The sequence below is a fragment of the Acinetobacter sp. KS-LM10 genome (assembly GCF_036896575.1).
GTDB classification, from domain to species: Bacteria; Pseudomonadota; Gammaproteobacteria; order Pseudomonadales; family Moraxellaceae; genus Acinetobacter; species Acinetobacter avistercoris.
Genome location: NZ_CP145906.1, coordinates 1,827,226 through 1,846,433 on the forward strand (window position 1 = coordinate 1,827,226; position 19,208 = coordinate 1,846,433).

Genomic DNA, 19,208 nt, shown 5'->3' on the forward strand with positions numbered 1-19,208 from the left:
TACTTTTAATTTAGTACTCTCAAAACCTCATAAACAATTGTTTTAAAATATTTATTTTAAATTAAGTTCATTAGATCTCTTTCATAAGTCAAGAAATAATCATTAATTAGTAACAAATTGATTTGTAAAAATCTCTTGTTCCTTTAGAAGAAGGTTAGGATGAGGGAATACTCACTATGAGTGTGTGGAGTGAATAAAGAGTTTTGAAAGAAGTTTAATATATGAAACCATCTTCCTCCAAACACCACATAAAATCATTGTATACTACCCGTTATTATGAAGTCTGAATGCTGCATTCAGTTTCTGCAGATTCTAAAAGTGATATTGCAATGCCTACTCTATTGTTAATTACCTCCGCTCCAAGTTCGATTCATGCATGGCATGCACTGGGTCTTGCACAAGCATTGAAAGCTAAAAATCAAGATTTCCGAGTTTTTTTCTATCAGGATGGCGTTTGTGTAGCAAATAATTTGCAATGGGTTCCTGATGATCAAAGAAACTTAAGTTTAGAATGGCAACAGTTAAATATTCGACTACCTGTATGTGTCAGCGCTGCGCTTGCAAGAGGCATCACAGATGCAGAAAATGCACAGCGCCATCACATCAAAACACACAACTTAGCAGCAGGCTTTGAGTTAGTGGGTTTGGGAGAGCTTGCAGATGCTGTCCAGTCTAGTGAACGCCTCATTCAATTTTAAGTTTTTATTTTATTTAACTATTGCGATTAAAAGGTAAATAGTTTGAAATCTGTCCTCGTTATATTAACCCAAGCCAATCTCAACACTTTACAAGTGCATGAAAGCTTATCTGCGACCATGGTTTTAGCAACTTTTGGCTGTAATGTTAAGGTCTTATTGCAAGACGGCGCTCTAAGCCTGCTCAAATCCGAACTTCAATATGAACGCCTAAAACATGCATTTAAAATTGCATCAAATATGGTCGATAGTTTTGAGTTTTATGACTTAACACCACTTCTAATTGAGTCAAAACATCAAAATCATGCTTTCGTACGTGAATCTGAACAAGAAATTGAGTTTATCAAGTTAAACAGTACGCTTATTCAATCTTTTGACCATGTTCTTTATTGGTAATACCCTATGAATTCATACACGCTCTATTTAATTCAGTCTAACTTTGCCAATACTGAAAACGCTTTAAATCAATTAGCACAAATCTATAGCCCAGATGATGCTGTTATTCTCATGGGTGATGCGGTTTTACATATTGGTTCAGAACAACTCAATAATTTACTAAGCACTACCCTAAAGATTAAAAACACTCTTTTTATTTTAGAAAATGACGCCGAGCTGTTACCTCAGCAAACCTTGGATTCAATTCAAAATTCGACTCAACATTCGATTCAAATCATCAGTTATGCCGAATTTTCTGAATTAGTCTTAAAATATAAGCGTTGTATCAGTTTAAAATGACGTTCTAAAAATGGTTCATTTAAATGAAAACATTTAGACGATTCTGTTTCAACGATATATTTCAAATCATAGCTGGATGACTAAAAAATGAGTGTTAATACAAACGTGAATAATCAAGACGAGTTTGCGCTTGACCAAGATGGTCATTTGGTCGACTACACGATTTGGAATCATCAAGTTGCTCAAACTTTAGCGCAATCATTAGATTTAGAGCTAACACCCTGGCATTTTGAAATTTTAGAAGCCGTGCGCCAGTTTTATGCTCAGTTTGGACATTCTCCAGCGACACGCCCACTGATTAAATTTTTAATGAAAACAGTCGGTGCTGAAATCAACAATGCAGTGCTTCAAGAGAAATTTAATACCGGCTTGGTTGCACGTCATTTAAGCCGTTTGGCTGGTGTACCTAAACCAGCCAATTGTTTATAAGCTACATTTTGGGGAAATATTGGATACATACATTCTTTTATATATTTAGATATATTTTTAATAATTTTGATTATGATGCACATTAAAAAGCCCACCTTACGGCGGGCTCGGAATTCATCAAGCATGAATTGATGAATAAAATATAAAAATCCGTATTGAATCAGGGAAATTCACTACATTTATATTTAACAATCAAATTATAAAATTAATTCACATATCATTTTCAGCCATCTTCATATCATTAGCAGACAAAGTCAGACCAAATGAGCTTAACTTTGAATACATAATGATTTTTCAGAAATGCCTGAATGTTGGAATCCAGCTAACTGTTTATCTAAATAATTTTGAGCAATCATTTTCATGAGCTGACTATTTTCAGCTTCAGGATAATGCTCAACAAGTTTTAAAATACCTTGATAAGCTTCTATACGCTGGCACAAAGCATATTTTTGCGATTGAATATTGGATGTTGATTCTGCTGTATCTAGGATTAACTTTGTTTCATTCACAGTTGCAATGTATTGCGCGAGTTTTTGCTCATACTCATCCATATACTCATTCATATAATCATTCATATTTAAGTTTTGAGCAAAAACAATCGAAGGTAAAATCCCAAGACCATGAGTTAACAAGATACTCAGCAAAAAATGCTTAGAAGTCACCATCAATATATGATTCAAAAATTATAATTGAGATAAATCAGGTTCAGCTTTCCATACATCTTCATAATCATCACGGTCGATCATAAAACGGAAACCTGTTTCAAGTGATAAATATGGAATCGCCTCTGGCAAAATGTCTTCCAGCTCTTTGACTGTGACAGTTTCAAAAAAGTCTTCACCCTCTTGTAATTCACCACCATAAATAAACCAACAAATTTTCTCGTCAGTTTCAGGCTTTTTACGTAAACCGACTATAGGCTCTTGATCCAACGTCTGCTTTGCAATAGCCACTACATCATCTTCATTGACTTTAATATATGCAGAATCAAATTCTTCACACACCAATTTCTGCTCTTCAATAAAATCTTTCAACATGAATGATACCGCTATGATCATTAATTCAATGATAATTCTATGCGTATGCTGTTCTATACACAATCATTACGGCGAAAGATCACATCTTAAATTGCAAATTTTTATGATTTTAATTTTATCGATGATTTTTGATAAAATTTCGTTCAATGACTATATAAAAGAATTACTTTAAATGAAGAGCTTTATATGCGAACGATATTTAAATATTGACGTTTAAAAAGACCTAAATATTGCTTAGGCTATTTTTAGTAAATATCATTCTCTCCTTTAAAGGTTTAATTCAGATCTTAAATTGATTTAATTCAGTTTAAGTTTTATTCAAGCATTGATTCAGTAAGCATCTGTTTGAACTATTGAATTTAGGCATGAGCGAAGACCACGCCATTTTTGATAATAATTTCTATTTTAAAAGTTCTCGAAGATCAAATGTTTCATCGGCTAGTTGAGCTACATCGATTTTTAATTGTTCATGAATGATTTTTTTACTGACCATAAAATCTAATGGACGATTAATACAATCCGCGGCAATTAGCTCACCTTCTTTCAAGTAAAAAACAGAAAACTGACGCTCATTGTGCATATTTCCTCGAATGATCTGCTGATCATAGCCCTGATTTAATCCAGCAATTTGTAATTTTAAATCATATTGGTCCGACCAGAACCAGGGTAATGAATTATAAATTTTGGATACGCCACATAATGTCGCAGCGGCAATTTTTGCTTGTTCATTGGCATTCGGAACAGATTCCAAGCGTATCTGTCTTTGATAGCGTTGATTGAAATACGTTGTGCAATCTCCTGCAGCCACAATATGAGTATCATTGGTTTGACAGTATGGATCGACAACGACACCATTCTCAACATGAAGACCAGCTTCAAAAGCAAGTTCTACATTGGGTTGAACGCCAATACCCACGATAATTAGATCTGTTTCCAAAGTCATACCGTTTGAACATAATATTCCTTGCACATCTGTCGTACCCAGTATCCGCTCTACACTCAGATCGGTATAAATACTAACCCCTTCTTCAGTGTGAATTCTGCTATAAAACGCTGAAAGTTCAGGTGTGGTAACACGTTGTAATATTCGCTGTGATGCTTCGATTAAAGAAACCTGTATTCCTTGTTTTCTTAGAGATGCCGCCGTTTCTAAACCGATATAACCACCACCCATGATTACGGCATGCTTAACATTTTTAATCTTTAGTTGTATTGCCTCGATATCTGTCGCATTTCGAACATAATGTACGCCGTTAAGATCAGCCCCTTCTATTGCTAATTTTCTGACACGTGCTCCTGTACATAATGCCAATTTGTCATAATTGACCTGTGTTCCATCTGCCAGGTTCAATATTTGTCGTTGTCGATCTATTTGGATGACATGACCATTTAAAAATTGAATATCATTTTTTTCATAAAATGCAGCTGGTCGTATCAACAAGTCATCAATGCTTTTATCACCAGATAAGAAGGTCTTAGACAAAGGTGGACGATGGTACGGTAAATAATGCTCATCGCTAATGATGAGTATACCACCCCTCCATCCTTCTTGACGCAGACTCACACTCAGTTGTGCTGCGGCATGACTTCCACCAATAATCACGGCTGATAATTTATGCATTGTTTCTTCTCTCTACATCTCATGCTGCATTTTTATTAAAACGTTTTTTAGAAAGTTTTGATCAATTCAATCAAGATCATTGATCTACAATAAATGGATATCTAAAAGTCCCTTCTCCCTGTGGGAGAAGGCTAAGATGAGCTAAGTTATACGCTTGTTGTATAAATAGTCGTTGTATAAAAGGACTGATGAAATAAGCCTATTGAATACTTATTTCAGTCGCTATTTCTACTTTTTTGTTCCACTTCATTTCTGCTTTTTAGTAGCAGCAGCATTTTCAGTTTTAGGCGTCAGTTTAACCATGAGTTTTGAATAACCTCGAACAAAGTTAGATTGCACAATTTCTGGTTCGCTTACCACTTCCAACTTCTCAAAGCGTTTTAAAATTTCTTCCCAGAGAATTCGCAATTGTAATTCTGCCAAACGATTGCCCATGCAGCGATGCACACCAAAGCCAAACGAAAGATGATTACGCGCGTCTTTACGATCAATCAAAAACTGATCTGGTTGTTCGAGAGCTCTCTCATCTTGATTACCAGAGGCATACCACATCACCACCTTATCGCCTTTACGAATAAATTGGCCATTTAACATGACATTTTGCTTGGCCACACGGCGCATATAAGCCAAAGGTGTTTGCCAACGAATAATTTCAGATACGGCATTTGACATTAAACTTGGATCTTCTTTGAGTTTGGCAAACTGTTCAGGGAAGTTATGAAATGCTAAAACACCTCCACTCATAGAGTTCCGTGTCGTATCATTGCCACCCACAATCAGAAGCGCCAGATTCCCCATATATTCCATCGGACGTTTAATAATGTCACGAGTTCCGTCACTGGTCTGCATTAAAGTGATGAGATCAAAACTACTGTCACCTCTCTTCAATCGCTCAGCTTTATCGTACCAAAGTTTGACGAATTGCTTTGCCATATCAGCCATAGCGACAAATGACTCATCTAAATCCATTGCTCCTCCAGTCGTTTGAGGAGACGATGAAATTAAATCGGACCAGTACACCAGCTTTAAACGTTCTTCATACGGAAAGTCTAAAAGCGTCGCCAACATTCTCGCAGTTAATTCAATTGAAACGCTATGAACCCAATCAAATGGCTCACCAATGGGCAAACTATCAAGCACTTCAGCAGTACGTTCACGGATCAAACCTTCCATTTCTTTCAGGTTTTTAGGTGCGACGACACCTTGTACCGCTTGGCGATGAACATCATGACGCGGAGGATCCATTGCGATGAACGTTTCAAAATCCATCGGAGCTTCGCCCAATAGAATGATGGGTTCTGAAGAAAACAAATCATGGTTTTTATCGACAAATATAATGTCTTTATGTCGTGTTATAGACCAAAAAGGGCCAAAAGGACTGTTAGCTTGATAATGTACAGGCGCTTCATCACGTAAGCGTTTTGCATAGGCATTCCACTGATGTTGTCTAAATAAAAATGGATTACTTAGGTCAATATCCTGTATCTCTAATGTAGAGACATCGGGAATTGGTGATTCGACAATCTCTGGAAAATACTCTTGATTCAAAATTTGCTTTTTGGCTTTCTTAAAAAAATGGAAGCCCTTAACCTGCATATCTATTGGAACAATTGCCGAAAATTTATTGACTGCATCTGTTTTGACTTTATTCACTATATTTACGAACTGTGTCATTTTTCAAACTCCATTTAGATTGAATCCACATTTTTATTTTATTTATAGCTGATATTCAGGTAGTTGCACTTTCATCCCGACCATCTCTTCTGAAACGTAGACCTGACATGCAAGTCTTGAGTTTTCTGTTTTTTCCGGCGTAAGATCTAACATATGAAGTTCATTTTCTGGGGCTTTACCAATTTTATTAATCCATTTGTCTTCTAAAATCACATGACATGTTCCGCATGCACACTCACCACCACAATCTGCATCAATTGATGGAATGCCCTGATTAATGGCTATTTGCATTAATGATTTGCCTGACTCAATATCAACCAAATGTTCTGTTCCATCGTGTTCGATAAAAGTGATTTTTCCCATGATGTTCTCCATAACACACATTAATTTTTTTCTTACTCCCTAATCTATCTTTTTATAAAAATTTAAGGAGGTTATTTGTTGACATAATGGAGTCATAAAAAGACAATATATAATCATCTATGAATTATTTGGGAAATATAAAAAAATTATCTCAGAATTAAGATTTGAGTTTGAGTTTGTAAATGCAAAGTGAATTATTTAACAGATACCTTTTAAATCATAAATGTTTAGATCGCATTCATTCATCAAAAAATGATCTTTAAGTGGCAATGAATTGATATATAAAAACTTTCTTCATTTGTGAGAGATTTAGGATGAGAGATGACTCATGATGAGTGTTTGCTGTGAAAAATGACTTTTCAAGGAAGTCTATTAAACAGTTATCTCATCATTTTTTAACAACGAACGAAGAATGAACTCATTACAAATAAAGATTTATATTAGATGGATATAAAGGACGACAAAATGGATGATGTAGCGACATTAATGATGGATGATCATTCTGAAATTGCGAATATTCCTTCAAATTACGCCAGAATTATTGGCCGCGAATTGGGTTTGAATATCAGAGATATCCCGAGTTTGTTACAGTTTAGTCAGCTTTCAGCTGAACAATTCATGCAGGATGACACTTTATTAAGCTCTCGCCAGTTAATTCAAATACTTCAAAATAGTTTAAGCTTGAGCAAAACACCTGATTTCTATTTAAATCTCGGAAAACGTTTAACACCTACAACTCATGGACTCATGGGATTTCTGGTCAATAATAGTCCCAATCTACTCATGGCTTTAAATGCGTTTAAAACATTTTTACCCACGCGTATTAGTTTTGCGCATGTCAGCCTGGAATTTACAGCAGATACCGTGATCTGTTCATTAGATTTTACGATCCCTATTTCATCAGCTGTCAATCGTATGCTGAATGAAGTCTGTGTAGTGGTGTTATATGAATGCGCAGAGTTTATTATTGGCCGGCCTCTGCATGAAGCACGTGCTTATTTTAGTCACGCTGAACCAGACTATAAACATCTCTATAAACACTATTTACCGAGCCCTTTTAGTTTTTCCGCAGATCAAATTCAGGTTGAAATTCCATTATCCGTATGTGAAATTGCCAATGCATCTTCAAATCATGAAAACTATCTGTTGGCCATGCGTCAATGTGAGATTTTGCTGCAAGAATTAACACCTACACAGGAAAATATTGTTTTTAAAATCCAAAAAATGATGCTCAGTCAGCCATTTAATGAGCTAAATGAAGAAAAGATCGCTGCTGCACTTTTCATTAACAAACGAACGCTTGCTCGTAAACTTGCTCAACATCAAACAAGTTTTAGACAATTAAGCGATGAGATAAAATCGCGCCAAGCAGCGCATTACTTATGTAAAACAGAATTATCTGTTGAAGCGATTGCGTCTATTCTAAACTATCATGATAGCGCAAACTTTCGACGTGCTTTTAAGCGCTGGTTTAACATGACACCGAGTGAATATCGTCAATCTAATGGTCAATTATCAGGAAAGGTAAAAGGTCGTTGATCTGGTTTAGTTTTACTTTTATTCATTTGCTTTTGAAGATCTGTTAAGACTTATGCTCGTAGTTGGAGTTAGGTTTTTAAATATGATGTTTAGATATTCATTTTTTTGGGAAGTTATTGACAGCAATAGTGAATAGAAAGTTAACTGGACTAAAAAGTAGATCACTCGTGATCAGAGATAAACAAAATAACTCATCAGCAAAGTATTTTATCACTCAAATATATTGAAAAAGTGCTTACATAGCCTTCAACATCATTTAAATAAAATCGAATTGAATGCTCTATAAACACTTTCTCAAGTCTCAATCATGGAATACCTGATTCCATGATTGAGTTTCATTCACTCAATGTTGACGACAAGTTCGGTCATTCGGTTTAAATTATATGAATAAGCTTCGTTTCGAATCATATAAATAAAAATCTAAACCCATCATTGCGTTGAAAATTGAATCAACCGCTGTGATTAAAAATTATAAATCGCAACAGCATTTACACGATTGTCTTCACCTTTTTTAGAACCATTCGGTGCTGCAGCAAATGCTTCACGTTCACCATAGACATATTCAACGCCAAGGCTGATCGGTTTAGTCGGGCTATAGAACATATTCGCCCAAGCTTGCCATAGCTCTTTATTAATCGCAGTAGGATTACTTGAAGCATTGATATAATCTTGATCTTTATCAAGTTTCATTAAGCCATAGCCTAATGTGCCACGAAGTTTATCGTTGAACTGCTGTGTCACACCAATCGTAATCGAATCAAATTCATTTTGTGCCACGATTTGATTATTTTGAGCAACGACGCCATTATTTGCCCAAGATACAAAACTGCTATCGCCTTTAACATGGTAATAATCCGCTTTAACAGTTGTATTTGGCAATACATCATATTTTACGCCTAAGCCAACACCCCATGCCCATTTTTCATCTTGATCGATACGTTTTTCATGTGCCATCACACGCCCACTGAGTGCCAACGTATCACTCATCTTATGATTCAAACGTGAAGTCAATGCGGGTAAACGCATATTGATCGATGGATCTTTTGGATCCTCGACGCTACTGACTATATTTGTTTCTGGACTTATGCGATGTGTATAGCGTACTTGCGGCGTTCTTTTAACTGCACCACCTACGTAGCCTAAAGGTTCAATGGTTTCAGGCATATAATCAGGTAAAGCAAAGTTTGACCATGTTTGTCCGATTAACCATTGACCATAATTCACGTAGGCATGACGTATACGTAAATTATCGAGATTGGGACCACCAAAAAAGTCAAGTTCAAGCTTTCCTGTGACATCTTTGCCTTGCGCTGGGGTCTTAAAATCAAACCCCAAACGTGTTGCTGAAAGTGTTGATTTTAATTCATCACTACGTTCATTAACGCCTCTTAAAGGCACAGTATTTATTTGGTTAAATGAACGAGCTGCTGCGCCACCTTCTGCTTGATATTGTGTATCTAAGCGGATATTCCCATAAAATTTCACTTCCGAGCCTGCAACTGTAAAACCTAAACCATTGGACTTGTTCGGCTGAGCTTGGCTTAGTTGTGGTTGACTAGACTGAGTTTGATTCGTTTGAACCTTTAAAACTTGAGTTTCCATTTGCTGTTGAGATTTTGCATACTGTTCTAGCAATTGTCTTAACTCTTTAACTTCATCTCTAAGTTGATCTACTTCAGTATTGGCTTGAGCATGAACCATCCCCGTCATACCTAAACTTAATCCAATCACCAATGTACTTTTTTTGAAATGATTCATTCTTAACATATCCTATGTCATTAAAGTCTGTCCTGACTTTTTCAAAATAATATTAAATCCATTTTGACTTATCGCCTTCATCAGCTCTATTGAGATCCGTTTTAAGCTGATGAAGAATAAGTTAAAATTTATTGCTTAAGCCGCATGATTGCTTTGTTTAATCAATTCAGGCTGTTTTTCTTTTACACCTTCTACTGAAGCTTTGAGGTTCACCATATAAATAGCGATCGCAGCAATCACACCAGGTATTGCAATCACTAAGAAGTTCATTTGATGAGGTAACTCTAAAGTCAATAATGCACCTGTTAATACCGGGCCTACGATCGCACCGATACGTCCAATCCCTGATGCCCACCCCATACCTGTAGAACGTACTGCTGCTGGATAGAACTGCGCGACGAAGGTATACAATAAAATTTGAGAACCAATCGTTGCAGCACCCGCAATACCAATCAATCCATACAATACTGCTTGAGGACTATTAAATCCAAGTAATATCAAGGCAATAGCACCCACAGTAAACATTGTGGTTAATACTGGTTTTAAATGGAACTTGTCTGCCAATGTTCCGCCGCCAATGGCACCAACCATCCCACCAATATTTAATGCGAAGAGGAACAACATACTTGCACCAAGTGAATAGCCTGCCTGAATCATCAACTTAGGTAACCAGCTGCCAAGTGCATAAACCATTAATAGACACATAAAGAATGCGATCCAGAACATCATGGTGCTGAACATACGGCCTTGTTGAAATAAAGCTTTTAATGGTGCTTCATCACCTGCAACAGGTTCATCCAATTTAAAGCGCGTACCAGCCGGCAAATTCATCTCAGGTGCAATTTTTTGTACGATCTGACGAACTTTTTCAGTTTCACCTTTTTTGGTCATAAACATGAGCGATTCAGGTAAGAACTTCCAAATTAAAGGCAAAGCTATAAATGGTAGGCCTGCGATATAAAACATGATTTTCCAACCATAATCGACCACCAAAAAAGCGCCAAGCAAAGCAGAAGCCATACCGCCAATCGCATAGCCGCTGAACATGACTGCCACTAAGGTACTTCTGATACGCTTAGGTGCATATTCAGTGGTTAAAGCCACCACGTTTGGCATTACGCCGCCAATACCGAGACCCGCTAAAAACCGTAAAATACCAAATTCTGTAGGATTCGATGCAAATGCACCTAAAAAAGTAAAGCCACTAAAGATAGCTACACAGATCATAATGGTTTTTTTACGACCAATTTTGTCTGACAAGGTACCAAAAGTCATTGCCCCAAACATCATACCGAAAAGTGCTGTACTCGCTAAAAAACCAGCTTGAACAGTAGAAAGACCCCATTCCTGCATCAATAATGGTAGTGCTACCCCGTAAATCACTAAATCATAACCATCAAAAATAATGATCAATAAACACCAAATCAAAACACTCCAATGAAATGGTGTAAATTTTGCATTATCAACAATCGTGTTGATATTTATTGTTTCTTTATTCACCATGCTCTCCTGCTCGTGAATGACTTTCATGTCACAAACAATGCAGCAAAGCGAAATTAATGTCCAAAACCGAATAACTCTATATTTATACCTTTAAAGTTTGTTAATTAAATCAATACGCTAAAAACAATACCCTAAAGTGAGTAGCAATGAATACATTTTATTCAAAATGTCATTTTTATTACAGATTCTAAAAGTTGAAAACTAAAAAATCCGAATTTTTGATGATGAAATCAAATATTCGGATTTTAAAAAAAAGTTAAATAATGGGTCTAATCATCTCGCCCATAGTGTTATTTCAGGTATCACTATCTACCCTACACAAAATGTTCTATGACCAAAGTCTAAGTCCTATATCACAGCTCTGTCATATTTGATGGCTTCTAAATCATAGACCTGATAGATACAGTCAAATAAAGAGCGTATATCTTCACTTTCATCCATAGAGCGAACAGCTAAAAAGATTGGACTTGTTGCCGCATCGTCTAAGATCGGTATGTAGTGTAAGTGCGGTAGTTGAATGGTTTTAGCACTATCTGGCACCACACAGATCCCTTCTCCAGCAGCAGTCAAACCCAAAGCCAACTGAATTTCACGGACTTCACGCATACTTTTAGGGTCTAATCCATACTCTGAAAATAGACTGCGTACTTGCGTTGAAAAATTTGGTTTCGGATGGCTAGGATATAAAAAAATATTTTCATCAACAATATTAGATAGATAGACACCATCTTTTTTATTTGCGAGTGGGTGACTCGAATGAACTGCCGCCATAAGTGGCTCTTCACGTAACAGAACTCTGCGTACAGCAGGGTCCGATATCCGCAACCGGCCAAAGCCAATATCTATTCGTCCTTCCTTAAGGGATTGAATTTGCTCTTTGGTGCTCATTTCAATTAATTCAATTTTTAAATGGGGTTGTTGTTGTCTAAATAGATAGACAATTTTAGGCAGTAAGCCATACAGCAATGACCCTACAAAGCCCATGGTGACTGTTTTTTCGACCATTCCGACACGCATGGTCATGGCTTTAATTTCTTCCGCATTAGACAAAAGTTTAACGGCATGTTGATAAAAGAATTGCCCTGCTTCTGTTGTCTTTAATGGTCTACTACCCCGTTCAAACAATTGAATTCCAAATTCTGCTTCAAGATTCTGTATCTGGCGACTCAAAGGGGGCTGTGCAATGAATAGTTTTTCAGCAGCTTTAGTAAAACTTTGTTCTTCTACAACGGCTACATAGTAGCGAAGGTGTCTAAGTTCCATAAGACTTCATACCTTTTTGATATATTAAAATGCAAATTAGGTCTTCGACAGCACATAATTATTCTTTTAAGGTATACCACATCAAGTACACAAAGCAAGGTTGCAAAAACTCAAGATGTATAAATCCATTGAAACGCTACTTGTCGAAATTCCAACGATTCGTCCACATAAGATGGCAGTCGCGACAATGCAAACACAAACACTGGTTTTGGTTAAAGTCACGACCGATGACGGATTTATTGGTTGGGGTGAAGCAACAACAATTGGTGGTTTAGGCTATGGGGACGAAAGCCCTGAAAGTGTTAAAACCAACATTGATACTTATTTTGCGCCATTACTAAAAACATTATCGCATTTAAATGTGGCTCAAACACTAAAACAGATTAAAAGACATATCAATGGCAACCGCTTTGCAAAGTGTGCGATTCAAACTGCATTGCTTGATATTCAAGCGCAGCGTTTGGGTTTACCTGTGAGTGAGCTATTAGGTGGTCGTTTGCGTGAGAGTGTTCCAGTACTTTGGGTATTGGCCTCTGGTGACACCGACAAAGATATTGCAGAAGCACAAAAAATGATTGCGGCTAAACGCCACAATATTTTTAAACTAAAAATTGGTTCTCGTACAGTTGAAGCTGATGTTGAACACGTTTTAGCGATTAAAAAAGTATTAGGTTCAGATATTTCGATCCGTGTTGATGTCAATCGCGCTTGGTCAGAACTCGAAGCGATTAAAGGGATTCAACTGTTACAAGACGGTGGCGTAGACCTGATTGAACAACCTTGTGCAATTGACAATATTGATGCCATGGAACGTTTAACACGCAGATTTGATATTGCGATTATGGCTGATGAATCTTTAATGGGCCCGAACAGTGCTTATCAACTGGCTAAACGAAATGCAGCATCTGTATTTGCAGTGAAAGTTGCCCAGTCTGGTGGTCTGATCGAAGGCTGTGAAGTGAATAAAATCGCGCAATTGGCAGGCATCGACCTTTATGGCGGCACCATGCTTGAAGGTTCAGTCGGTACGATCGCTTCTGCACATGCGTTCTCTACCTTTGAAAATTTAGCGTATGGCACTGAGCTTTTCGGTCCACTCCTGTTAACTGAAGAAATTTTAAAAACACCACTTCAATATGAAAACTTTGAACTTGTTGTTCCGAACACAACAGGCTTAGGTATTGAAATGGATGAAGATAAAATCGACCAATTACGCCGTCGTTAAAACGCCGACATGACACAGATGTAAATCAAAGGAGCTTCACATGCTTTTTCAAGTCCGAATGGATGTCAATATTCCACTAGATATGCCAGTGGAAAAAGCCAACGAAATTAAAGCTGTAGAAAAAGCCTATTCGCATGAATTACAGCGCCAAGGTAAATGGCGTCATATCTGGCGTATTACGGGTCAGTACTCAAATACCAGTATTTTTGATGTTGAAAGCAACGAAGAGCTACACAGCATTTTGCAAGGTCTTCCGCTTTATCCTTACATGAATATTGAAGTCATGGCGTTAAATCGTCACCCATCTTCTATTCATGAAGACGACCGTTAATTCAATTTATTGATCAAAAAATTTAAGCATTGAGTATTGCAAATGATTACGGTCATTTGCAACACATCCAAAGGGTTAGAACTGAAAGTCTATCAAGACAAACAAGGAACGTGGCAGCTAAAAGCTTGATGTATCAAGCATATCAGCCACCAAATGAATATACATACTTATGGAGATTTAGTATGAACCGTCAACAAATTGATGCTCTTGTAAAAAAAATTAACGTTGAAACTGCAACAGGCCCAGTAGATGCCCGTGTTCAGCAAATCGTTGTTCGTTTACTCGGTGATCTTTTCCAAGCAATTGAGGATTTAGATATTTCTCAAACTGAGCTATGGAAAGGCTTAGAGTATTTTACAGATGCAGGTCAAGCAAACGAGTTAGGTCTTTTGGCAGCAGGCTTAGGTTTAGAGCATTACCTAGACTTACGTGCTGATGAAGCAGACGCTAAAGCGGGTATCACAGGTGGTACTCCACGTACGATCGAAGGTCCACTTTATGTTGCGGGTGCGCCAGAATCAGTTTCTTTTACACGTATGGATGATGGTTCTGAATCAGATAAAGTGGATACTTTGATCATCGAAGGTACTGTTACAGATACTGATGGTAATATTGTTGAAGGTGCTAAAGTTGAAATTTGGCATGCAAACAGCCTAGGTAACTATTCATTCTTTGATAAATCACAGTCTGATTTTAACCTTCGTCGTTCAGTGATCACTGCTGCTGATGGTCAATATACTGCGTTGACTACTATGCCAGTAGGTTACGGTTGCCCACCAGAAGGTACAACTCAATTTGTATTGGATAAATTAGGTCGTCACGGTAACCGCCCATCACACGTTCATTATTTCGTGTCTGCACCTGGCTACCGTAAATTGACGACTCAATTCAATATTGAAGGTGATCAATACCTTTGGGATGACTTTGCATTTGCAACACGTGAAGGCTTAGTTGCTACTGCTGTTGATGTAACAGATGAAGCAGAAATCGCACGTCGTAAATTAGACAAAGCATTTAAACATATCCAGTTCAACATTGAATTGGTTAAAGAAAAGGCTGATGCGCCGAAAACTGAAGTTGATCGTCGTCGCGCTAGCGCTTAATCACTTTATTATAGGAAGCCGAAGTGTCAATTTTATGACATTTCGGTGACTTACCTTTTTTTCGGAAAGTCGGAGAACGGACATGCCACGTATTCCTGTAATTAACACTAGCCATCTTGATCGTATTGACGAACTACTTGTTGATAATCACGAAACAGGCGAATTCAAATTACATCGTTCAGTGTTTACTGATCAATCTATGTTTGACCTAGAAATGAAATATATTTTCGAAGGCAACTGGGTTTATCTTGCACACGAAAGTCAGATTCCTAACAACAATGATTATTACACCACTCATATTGGTCGTCAGCCGATTCTTATTGCACGTAACCGCCAAGGCGAATTAAATGCAATGATCAATGCGTGTTCACACCGTGGTGCTCAGCTTTGCCGTAATAAAAAAGGCAATAAAGCAACCTATACTTGCCCATTCCATGGTTGGACATTTAACAACTCAGGTAAACTTTTAAAAGTTAAAGATCCAGCAGAAGCAGGTTATTCTGATTGCTTTAACAAAGAAGGTTCTCATGACCTGAAAAAAGTTGCACGCTTTGAAAGCTATAAAGGTTTCTTATTTGGTAGCTTAAATCCTGATGTTCTTCCATTAGAAGAATTCTTAGGCGAAGCAACTAAGATTATGGATATGATCGTTGGTCAGTCTGAGCAAGGTTTAGAAGTTTTACGTGGTTCGTCGACTTATACCTATGAAGGTAACTGGAAGTTAACTGCTGAAAACGGTGCTGATGGTTATCACGTATCTGCTGTACATTGGAACTATGCTGCAACAACTCAGCAGCGTAAAGAAAAAGAAGCAGGCGATAATGTTCGTGCGATGAGCGCAGGTTCTTGGGGCAAACAAGGCGGTGGTTCTTACGGCTTTGAAAATGGTCACATGTTACTTTGGACTCAATGGGGTAACCCGGAAGATCGTCCTAACTTTGATCAATTTGCTGCATATACAGAACGTTATGGCGAAGCGATGGCAAAATGGATGATCGAGCGTTCTCGTAATCTATGTATCTATCCAAACGTCTATTTCATGGATCAATTTGGTTCACAAATCCGCGTATTACGTCCAATTTCAGTCAATAAAACTGAAGTAACGATTTACTGTATCGCACCTGTAGGTGAAGAGCCAGAAGCACGTTCACGCCGTATCCGTCAATACGAAGACTTCTTTAATGCATCAGGTATGGCAACACCAGATGACTTAGAAGAATTCCGTGCTTGCCAAGCGGGATATGCAGGTATCGAGCTTGAATGGAACGATATGTGCCGTGGTTCTAAGCATTGGATCCATGGTCCAGATGATGCTGCAAATGAAATCGGTTTAAAACCAAAACTATCTGGTATTAAGACTGAAGATGAAGGTTTATACCTTGCACAGCATCAACACTGGTTATCAGAAATGAAACGTGCAATTGCATCTGAAAAATCTTTAGCTGAACAAGGAGAGAACGCATGAGCAACGCGAATCTCGAAGCAACTTTTGAATCAGTAAGCCAATTTCTTTTCAAAGAAGCACGTTTACTTGATGATGAACAATGGGATGAGTGGTTAGAGTGCTACGCGCCTACCGCACCTTTTTGGATGCCAGCTTGGGATGATGATGATAAATTAATCACCAATCCACAAACTGAAATCTCATTGATTTACTACCCTGATCGCCAAGGTTTAGAAGATCGTGTGTTCCGTATTAAAACTGAACGCTCTTCTGCAACCATGCCAGATACACGCACATGCCACAATGTAAATAACATTGAAATTCTAGATCGTCATGAAGATAAAGTGGTTGTACGCTTTAACTGGAATACTTTAAGTTTCCGTTATAAAACAAGCTACAGCTACTTTGGTATGTCACGTTATGAAATCGATTTATCAGGCGATAAACCACAAATTTTAAATAAATACGTGGTTCTGAAAAATGATTACATCAACCAAGTCATTGATGTTTACCACCTCTGATCTTCGCTTCTACGCTTTCCGGAAAAAACCTTTGGTTAACTTGATTTAGCCAAAGGTCTCTCTCCCAGTTCTCCAGAATTATTTACAGGATTTTCAGCCATGTCAAACCATAATATTGCTCTTCAATTTGAAGATGGCGTGACACGTTTTATTTCAGTCGCTCAAGGCGAATCTTTATCTGATGCCGCTTACCGTCAAAAGATCAATATTCCACTAGATTGCCGTGATGGCGCATGTGGTACTTGTCGCGCATTTTGCGAATCTGGTACTTATGACATGCCTGAAGAGCTTTATATTGAAGATGCATTAACTCCAGAAGAAGCTGCTGAAGGTTATATTCTTGCTTGTCAGTGTAAACCTACGTCTGATGCCGTTTTCCAAATCCAAGCATCTTCTGATGTATGTAAAACAGAAATTCACACTTACCAAGGTTCTTTGGCACGCGTGGAAAACTTATCTGAATCGACCATTACTTTTGATATCCAATTGGATGAAGGTCAACCAGACATCAACTTCCTTGCAGGTCAATACGTTAATGTCGGTATTCCTGGAACAACTGAAACACGCTCATACTCTTTCAGCTCTAAACCAGGTAACCGTTTAACAGGTTTTGTGGTTCGTAACGTACCTAACGGAAAAATGTCTAGTTTCTTAAGTGAAACTGTACAAGTTGGCGACAAAATGACATTTACAGGTCCATTTGGTAGCTTCTACTTACGTAATGTTGTGCGCCCAGTGGTCATGTTGGCTGGTGGTACAGGTATTGCACCATTTATGTCTATGTTGCAAGTGCTTGAGGAAAAAGGTTCTGAACATCCTGTACGTTTAGTATTTGGTGTGACTAACGATTTCGACTTAGTTGCAATCGAAAAGCTCAATGAATTACAAGAAAAATTAGACTGGTTCGAATATCGTACCGTTGTTGCTCACCCAGAATCAGCGCATGAGCGTAAAGGCTATGTAACAGCACATATTGATAACGAATGGTTAAATGGCGGCGACGTAGATGTTTATCTATGTGGTCCTGTATTAATGGTAGACGCTGTTCGTAACTGGTTAGATAGCGAAGGTGTGAAACCAGCTAGCTTCTTGTTCGAAAAATTCTCTGCAAACTAATTTTTAAGTTGAACTGACTATATGTCAGTTCAACTTTTTGCACATGAGCATTTATGAGAGATTACGATATGAGTCGTCAACGTTTTGAAGATAAAGTGATTATTGTTACTGGTGCCGCTCAAGGCATTGGTCGTGGTGTGGCACTACAAGTCGCCGCTGAAGGCGCTAAAGTTGTTATGGCTGATTATTCAGAATACGTTGAAGACGTATTGGCTGAAATCAAAGCTGCTGATGGTGAAGCGATTACGATTCGTGCCGATTTAGAAACTTTTGCGGGTGCTGAATCTGTTGTAGCTAAAGCGATTGAAGTTTATGGTCGTGTAGACATCCTCATCAACAATGTTGGTGGTGCAATTTGGATGAAGCCTTTCGTTGAGTTTTCACCAGAAGAAATCGAAAAAGAAGTGAGCCGCTCATTATTCCCAACGATGTGGTGTTGCCGTGCAGTTCTACCTGAAATGTTGAAAAATAAAGCAGGTGTGATTGTCAATGTTTCTTCAATTGCAACATGTGGAATTAACCGTATTCCCTACTCTGCATCTAAAGGTGGCGTAAATACATTAACCAAATCTTTAGCATTCTGTCATGCGAAAGATGGTATCCGTGTCAATGCTGTAGCAACGGGTGGTACTGAAGCTCCGCCGCGTAAAGTTCCACGTAACTCGACACCGTTGACTGACAATGAAAAACAATGGATGCAAGAAGTGGTTGATCAAACCATTGATCGTACTTTCGTTGGTCGTTACGGCACGATTCAAGAACAAGTGAATGCAATTTTGTTCCTTGCTTCTGATGATGCGTCATATATAAATGGTACGGTTGTTCCTGTCGGTGGTGGCGATCAGGGTTAA

At 37.9% G+C, this 19,208-nt stretch carries 20 protein-coding genes; 12 read left to right on the forward strand and 8 right to left on the reverse strand.

Translation table 11 applies throughout. From position 1 onward, the window contains the following. The first annotated feature begins 329 nt into the window (after positions 1–329). The 4 genes from tusD (at position 330) to V5M36_RS08325 (ending at position 1,859) form a co-directional block, all read left to right on the forward strand. A complete protein-coding gene (gene tusD, locus V5M36_RS08310; RefSeq protein WP_338564112.1) occupies positions 330–698 on the forward strand; it encodes a sulfurtransferase complex subunit TusD in 369 nt (122 codons plus the stop codon). Positions 699–740: 42 nt separating this feature from the next. Further along, entirely contained in the window at positions 741–1,091 is a 351-nt protein-coding gene (locus V5M36_RS08315; protein ID WP_338557857.1) for a hypothetical protein, read from the forward strand. A gap of 6 nt (positions 1,092–1,097) precedes the next feature. After that, positions 1,098–1,430, forward strand: a complete 333-nt coding sequence (locus tag V5M36_RS08320; protein WP_338557858.1) for a DsrH/TusB family sulfur metabolism protein — start codon at positions 1,098–1,100, stop codon at positions 1,428–1,430. A gap of 87 nt (positions 1,431–1,517) precedes the next feature. Then, complete coding sequence (locus V5M36_RS08325) at positions 1,518–1,859, forward strand: TusE/DsrC/DsvC family sulfur relay protein (RefSeq protein ID WP_338557859.1); 342 nt, start codon at positions 1,518–1,520, stop codon at positions 1,857–1,859. Positions 1,860–2,128: 269 nt separating this feature from the next. Here V5M36_RS08325 and V5M36_RS08330 read toward each other — a convergent pair whose 3' ends face one another. From V5M36_RS08330 to V5M36_RS08350, 5 genes are all read right to left on the reverse strand, one after another. Beyond that, the gene (locus tag V5M36_RS08330; RefSeq protein WP_338557861.1) at positions 2,129–2,422 is read right to left on the reverse strand and encodes a hypothetical protein; all 294 of its coding nucleotides are present in this window, start codon (positions 2,420–2,422) and stop codon (positions 2,129–2,131) included. A 120-nt stretch (positions 2,423–2,542) separates the two neighbouring features. Then, positions 2,543–2,896 (reverse strand): immunity protein Imm33 domain-containing protein, encoded by a 354-nt coding sequence (locus tag V5M36_RS08335; RefSeq protein WP_338557862.1) that lies wholly within the window; start codon positions 2,894–2,896, stop codon positions 2,543–2,545. Positions 2,897–3,296: 400 nt separating this feature from the next. Next, entirely contained in the window at positions 3,297–4,517 is a 1,221-nt protein-coding gene (locus tag V5M36_RS08340; protein WP_338557864.1) for an NAD(P)/FAD-dependent oxidoreductase, read from the reverse strand. A 246-nt stretch (positions 4,518–4,763) separates the two neighbouring features. Beyond that, a complete protein-coding gene (locus V5M36_RS08345) occupies positions 4,764–6,191 on the reverse strand; it encodes a cytochrome P450 (protein ID WP_338557866.1) in 1,428 nt (475 codons plus the stop codon). Positions 6,192–6,233: 42 nt separating this feature from the next. After that, positions 6,234–6,554: a 2Fe-2S iron-sulfur cluster-binding protein gene (locus tag V5M36_RS08350; RefSeq protein WP_338557868.1), complete on the reverse strand. Its 321-nt coding sequence runs from the start codon at positions 6,552–6,554 to the stop codon at positions 6,234–6,236. 465 nt (positions 6,555–7,019) lie between these two features. Between V5M36_RS08350 and V5M36_RS08355 the strand changes: the two genes are divergently transcribed. Next, complete coding sequence (locus tag V5M36_RS08355; protein ID WP_338557871.1) at positions 7,020–8,093, forward strand: AraC family transcriptional regulator; 1,074 nt, start codon at positions 7,020–7,022, stop codon at positions 8,091–8,093. A gap of 462 nt (positions 8,094–8,555) precedes the next feature. Here the strand turns inward: V5M36_RS08355 and V5M36_RS08360 are convergent, their stop codons facing one another. The 3 genes from V5M36_RS08360 to V5M36_RS08370 form a co-directional block, all read right to left on the reverse strand. Further along, entirely contained in the window at positions 8,556–9,851 is a 1,296-nt protein-coding gene (locus V5M36_RS08360) for a DcaP family trimeric outer membrane transporter (protein ID WP_338557873.1), read from the reverse strand. A 135-nt stretch (positions 9,852–9,986) separates the two neighbouring features. Then, complete coding sequence (locus V5M36_RS08365) at positions 9,987–11,351, reverse strand: MFS transporter (RefSeq protein ID WP_338557875.1); 1,365 nt, start codon at positions 11,349–11,351, stop codon at positions 9,987–9,989. 351 nt (positions 11,352–11,702) lie between these two features. After that, positions 11,703–12,617, reverse strand: coding sequence for a LysR family transcriptional regulator (locus tag V5M36_RS08370; RefSeq protein WP_338557878.1), 915 nt, complete (start codon positions 12,615–12,617; stop codon positions 11,703–11,705). 115 nt (positions 12,618–12,732) lie between these two features. On the opposite strand from V5M36_RS08370, the gene V5M36_RS08375 reads away from it, so the two are divergent. From V5M36_RS08375 to benD, 7 genes are all read left to right on the forward strand, one after another. Beyond that, positions 12,733–13,842: a muconate/chloromuconate family cycloisomerase gene (locus tag V5M36_RS08375; RefSeq protein WP_338557880.1), complete on the forward strand. Its 1,110-nt coding sequence runs from the start codon at positions 12,733–12,735 to the stop codon at positions 13,840–13,842. A 40-nt stretch (positions 13,843–13,882) separates the two neighbouring features. Continuing rightward, positions 13,883–14,173, forward strand: a complete 291-nt coding sequence (gene catC / locus V5M36_RS08380) for a muconolactone Delta-isomerase (protein WP_338557882.1) — start codon at positions 13,883–13,885, stop codon at positions 14,171–14,173. Positions 14,174–14,355: 182 nt separating this feature from the next. After that, a complete protein-coding gene (gene catA, locus V5M36_RS08385) occupies positions 14,356–15,276 on the forward strand; it encodes a catechol 1,2-dioxygenase (protein ID WP_338557883.1) in 921 nt (306 codons plus the stop codon). 82 nt (positions 15,277–15,358) lie between these two features. Beyond that, positions 15,359–16,741, forward strand: a complete 1,383-nt coding sequence (gene benA / locus V5M36_RS08390; RefSeq protein ID WP_338557884.1) for a benzoate 1,2-dioxygenase large subunit — start codon at positions 15,359–15,361, stop codon at positions 16,739–16,741. Continuing rightward, a complete protein-coding gene (gene benB / locus V5M36_RS08395) occupies positions 16,738–17,241 on the forward strand; it encodes a benzoate 1,2-dioxygenase small subunit (protein ID WP_338557886.1) in 504 nt (167 codons plus the stop codon). The genes benA and benB overlap by 4 nt, the downstream gene beginning before the upstream one ends. Before the next feature lie 99 nt (positions 17,242–17,340). Further along, complete coding sequence (gene benC / locus V5M36_RS08400; RefSeq protein ID WP_338557887.1) at positions 17,341–18,357, forward strand: benzoate 1,2-dioxygenase electron transfer component BenC; 1,017 nt, start codon at positions 17,341–17,343, stop codon at positions 18,355–18,357. Positions 18,358–18,425: 68 nt separating this feature from the next. Next, positions 18,426–19,208 (forward strand): benzoate diol dehydrogenase BenD, encoded by a 783-nt coding sequence (benD, locus tag V5M36_RS08405; RefSeq protein WP_338557888.1) that lies wholly within the window; start codon positions 18,426–18,428, stop codon positions 19,206–19,208.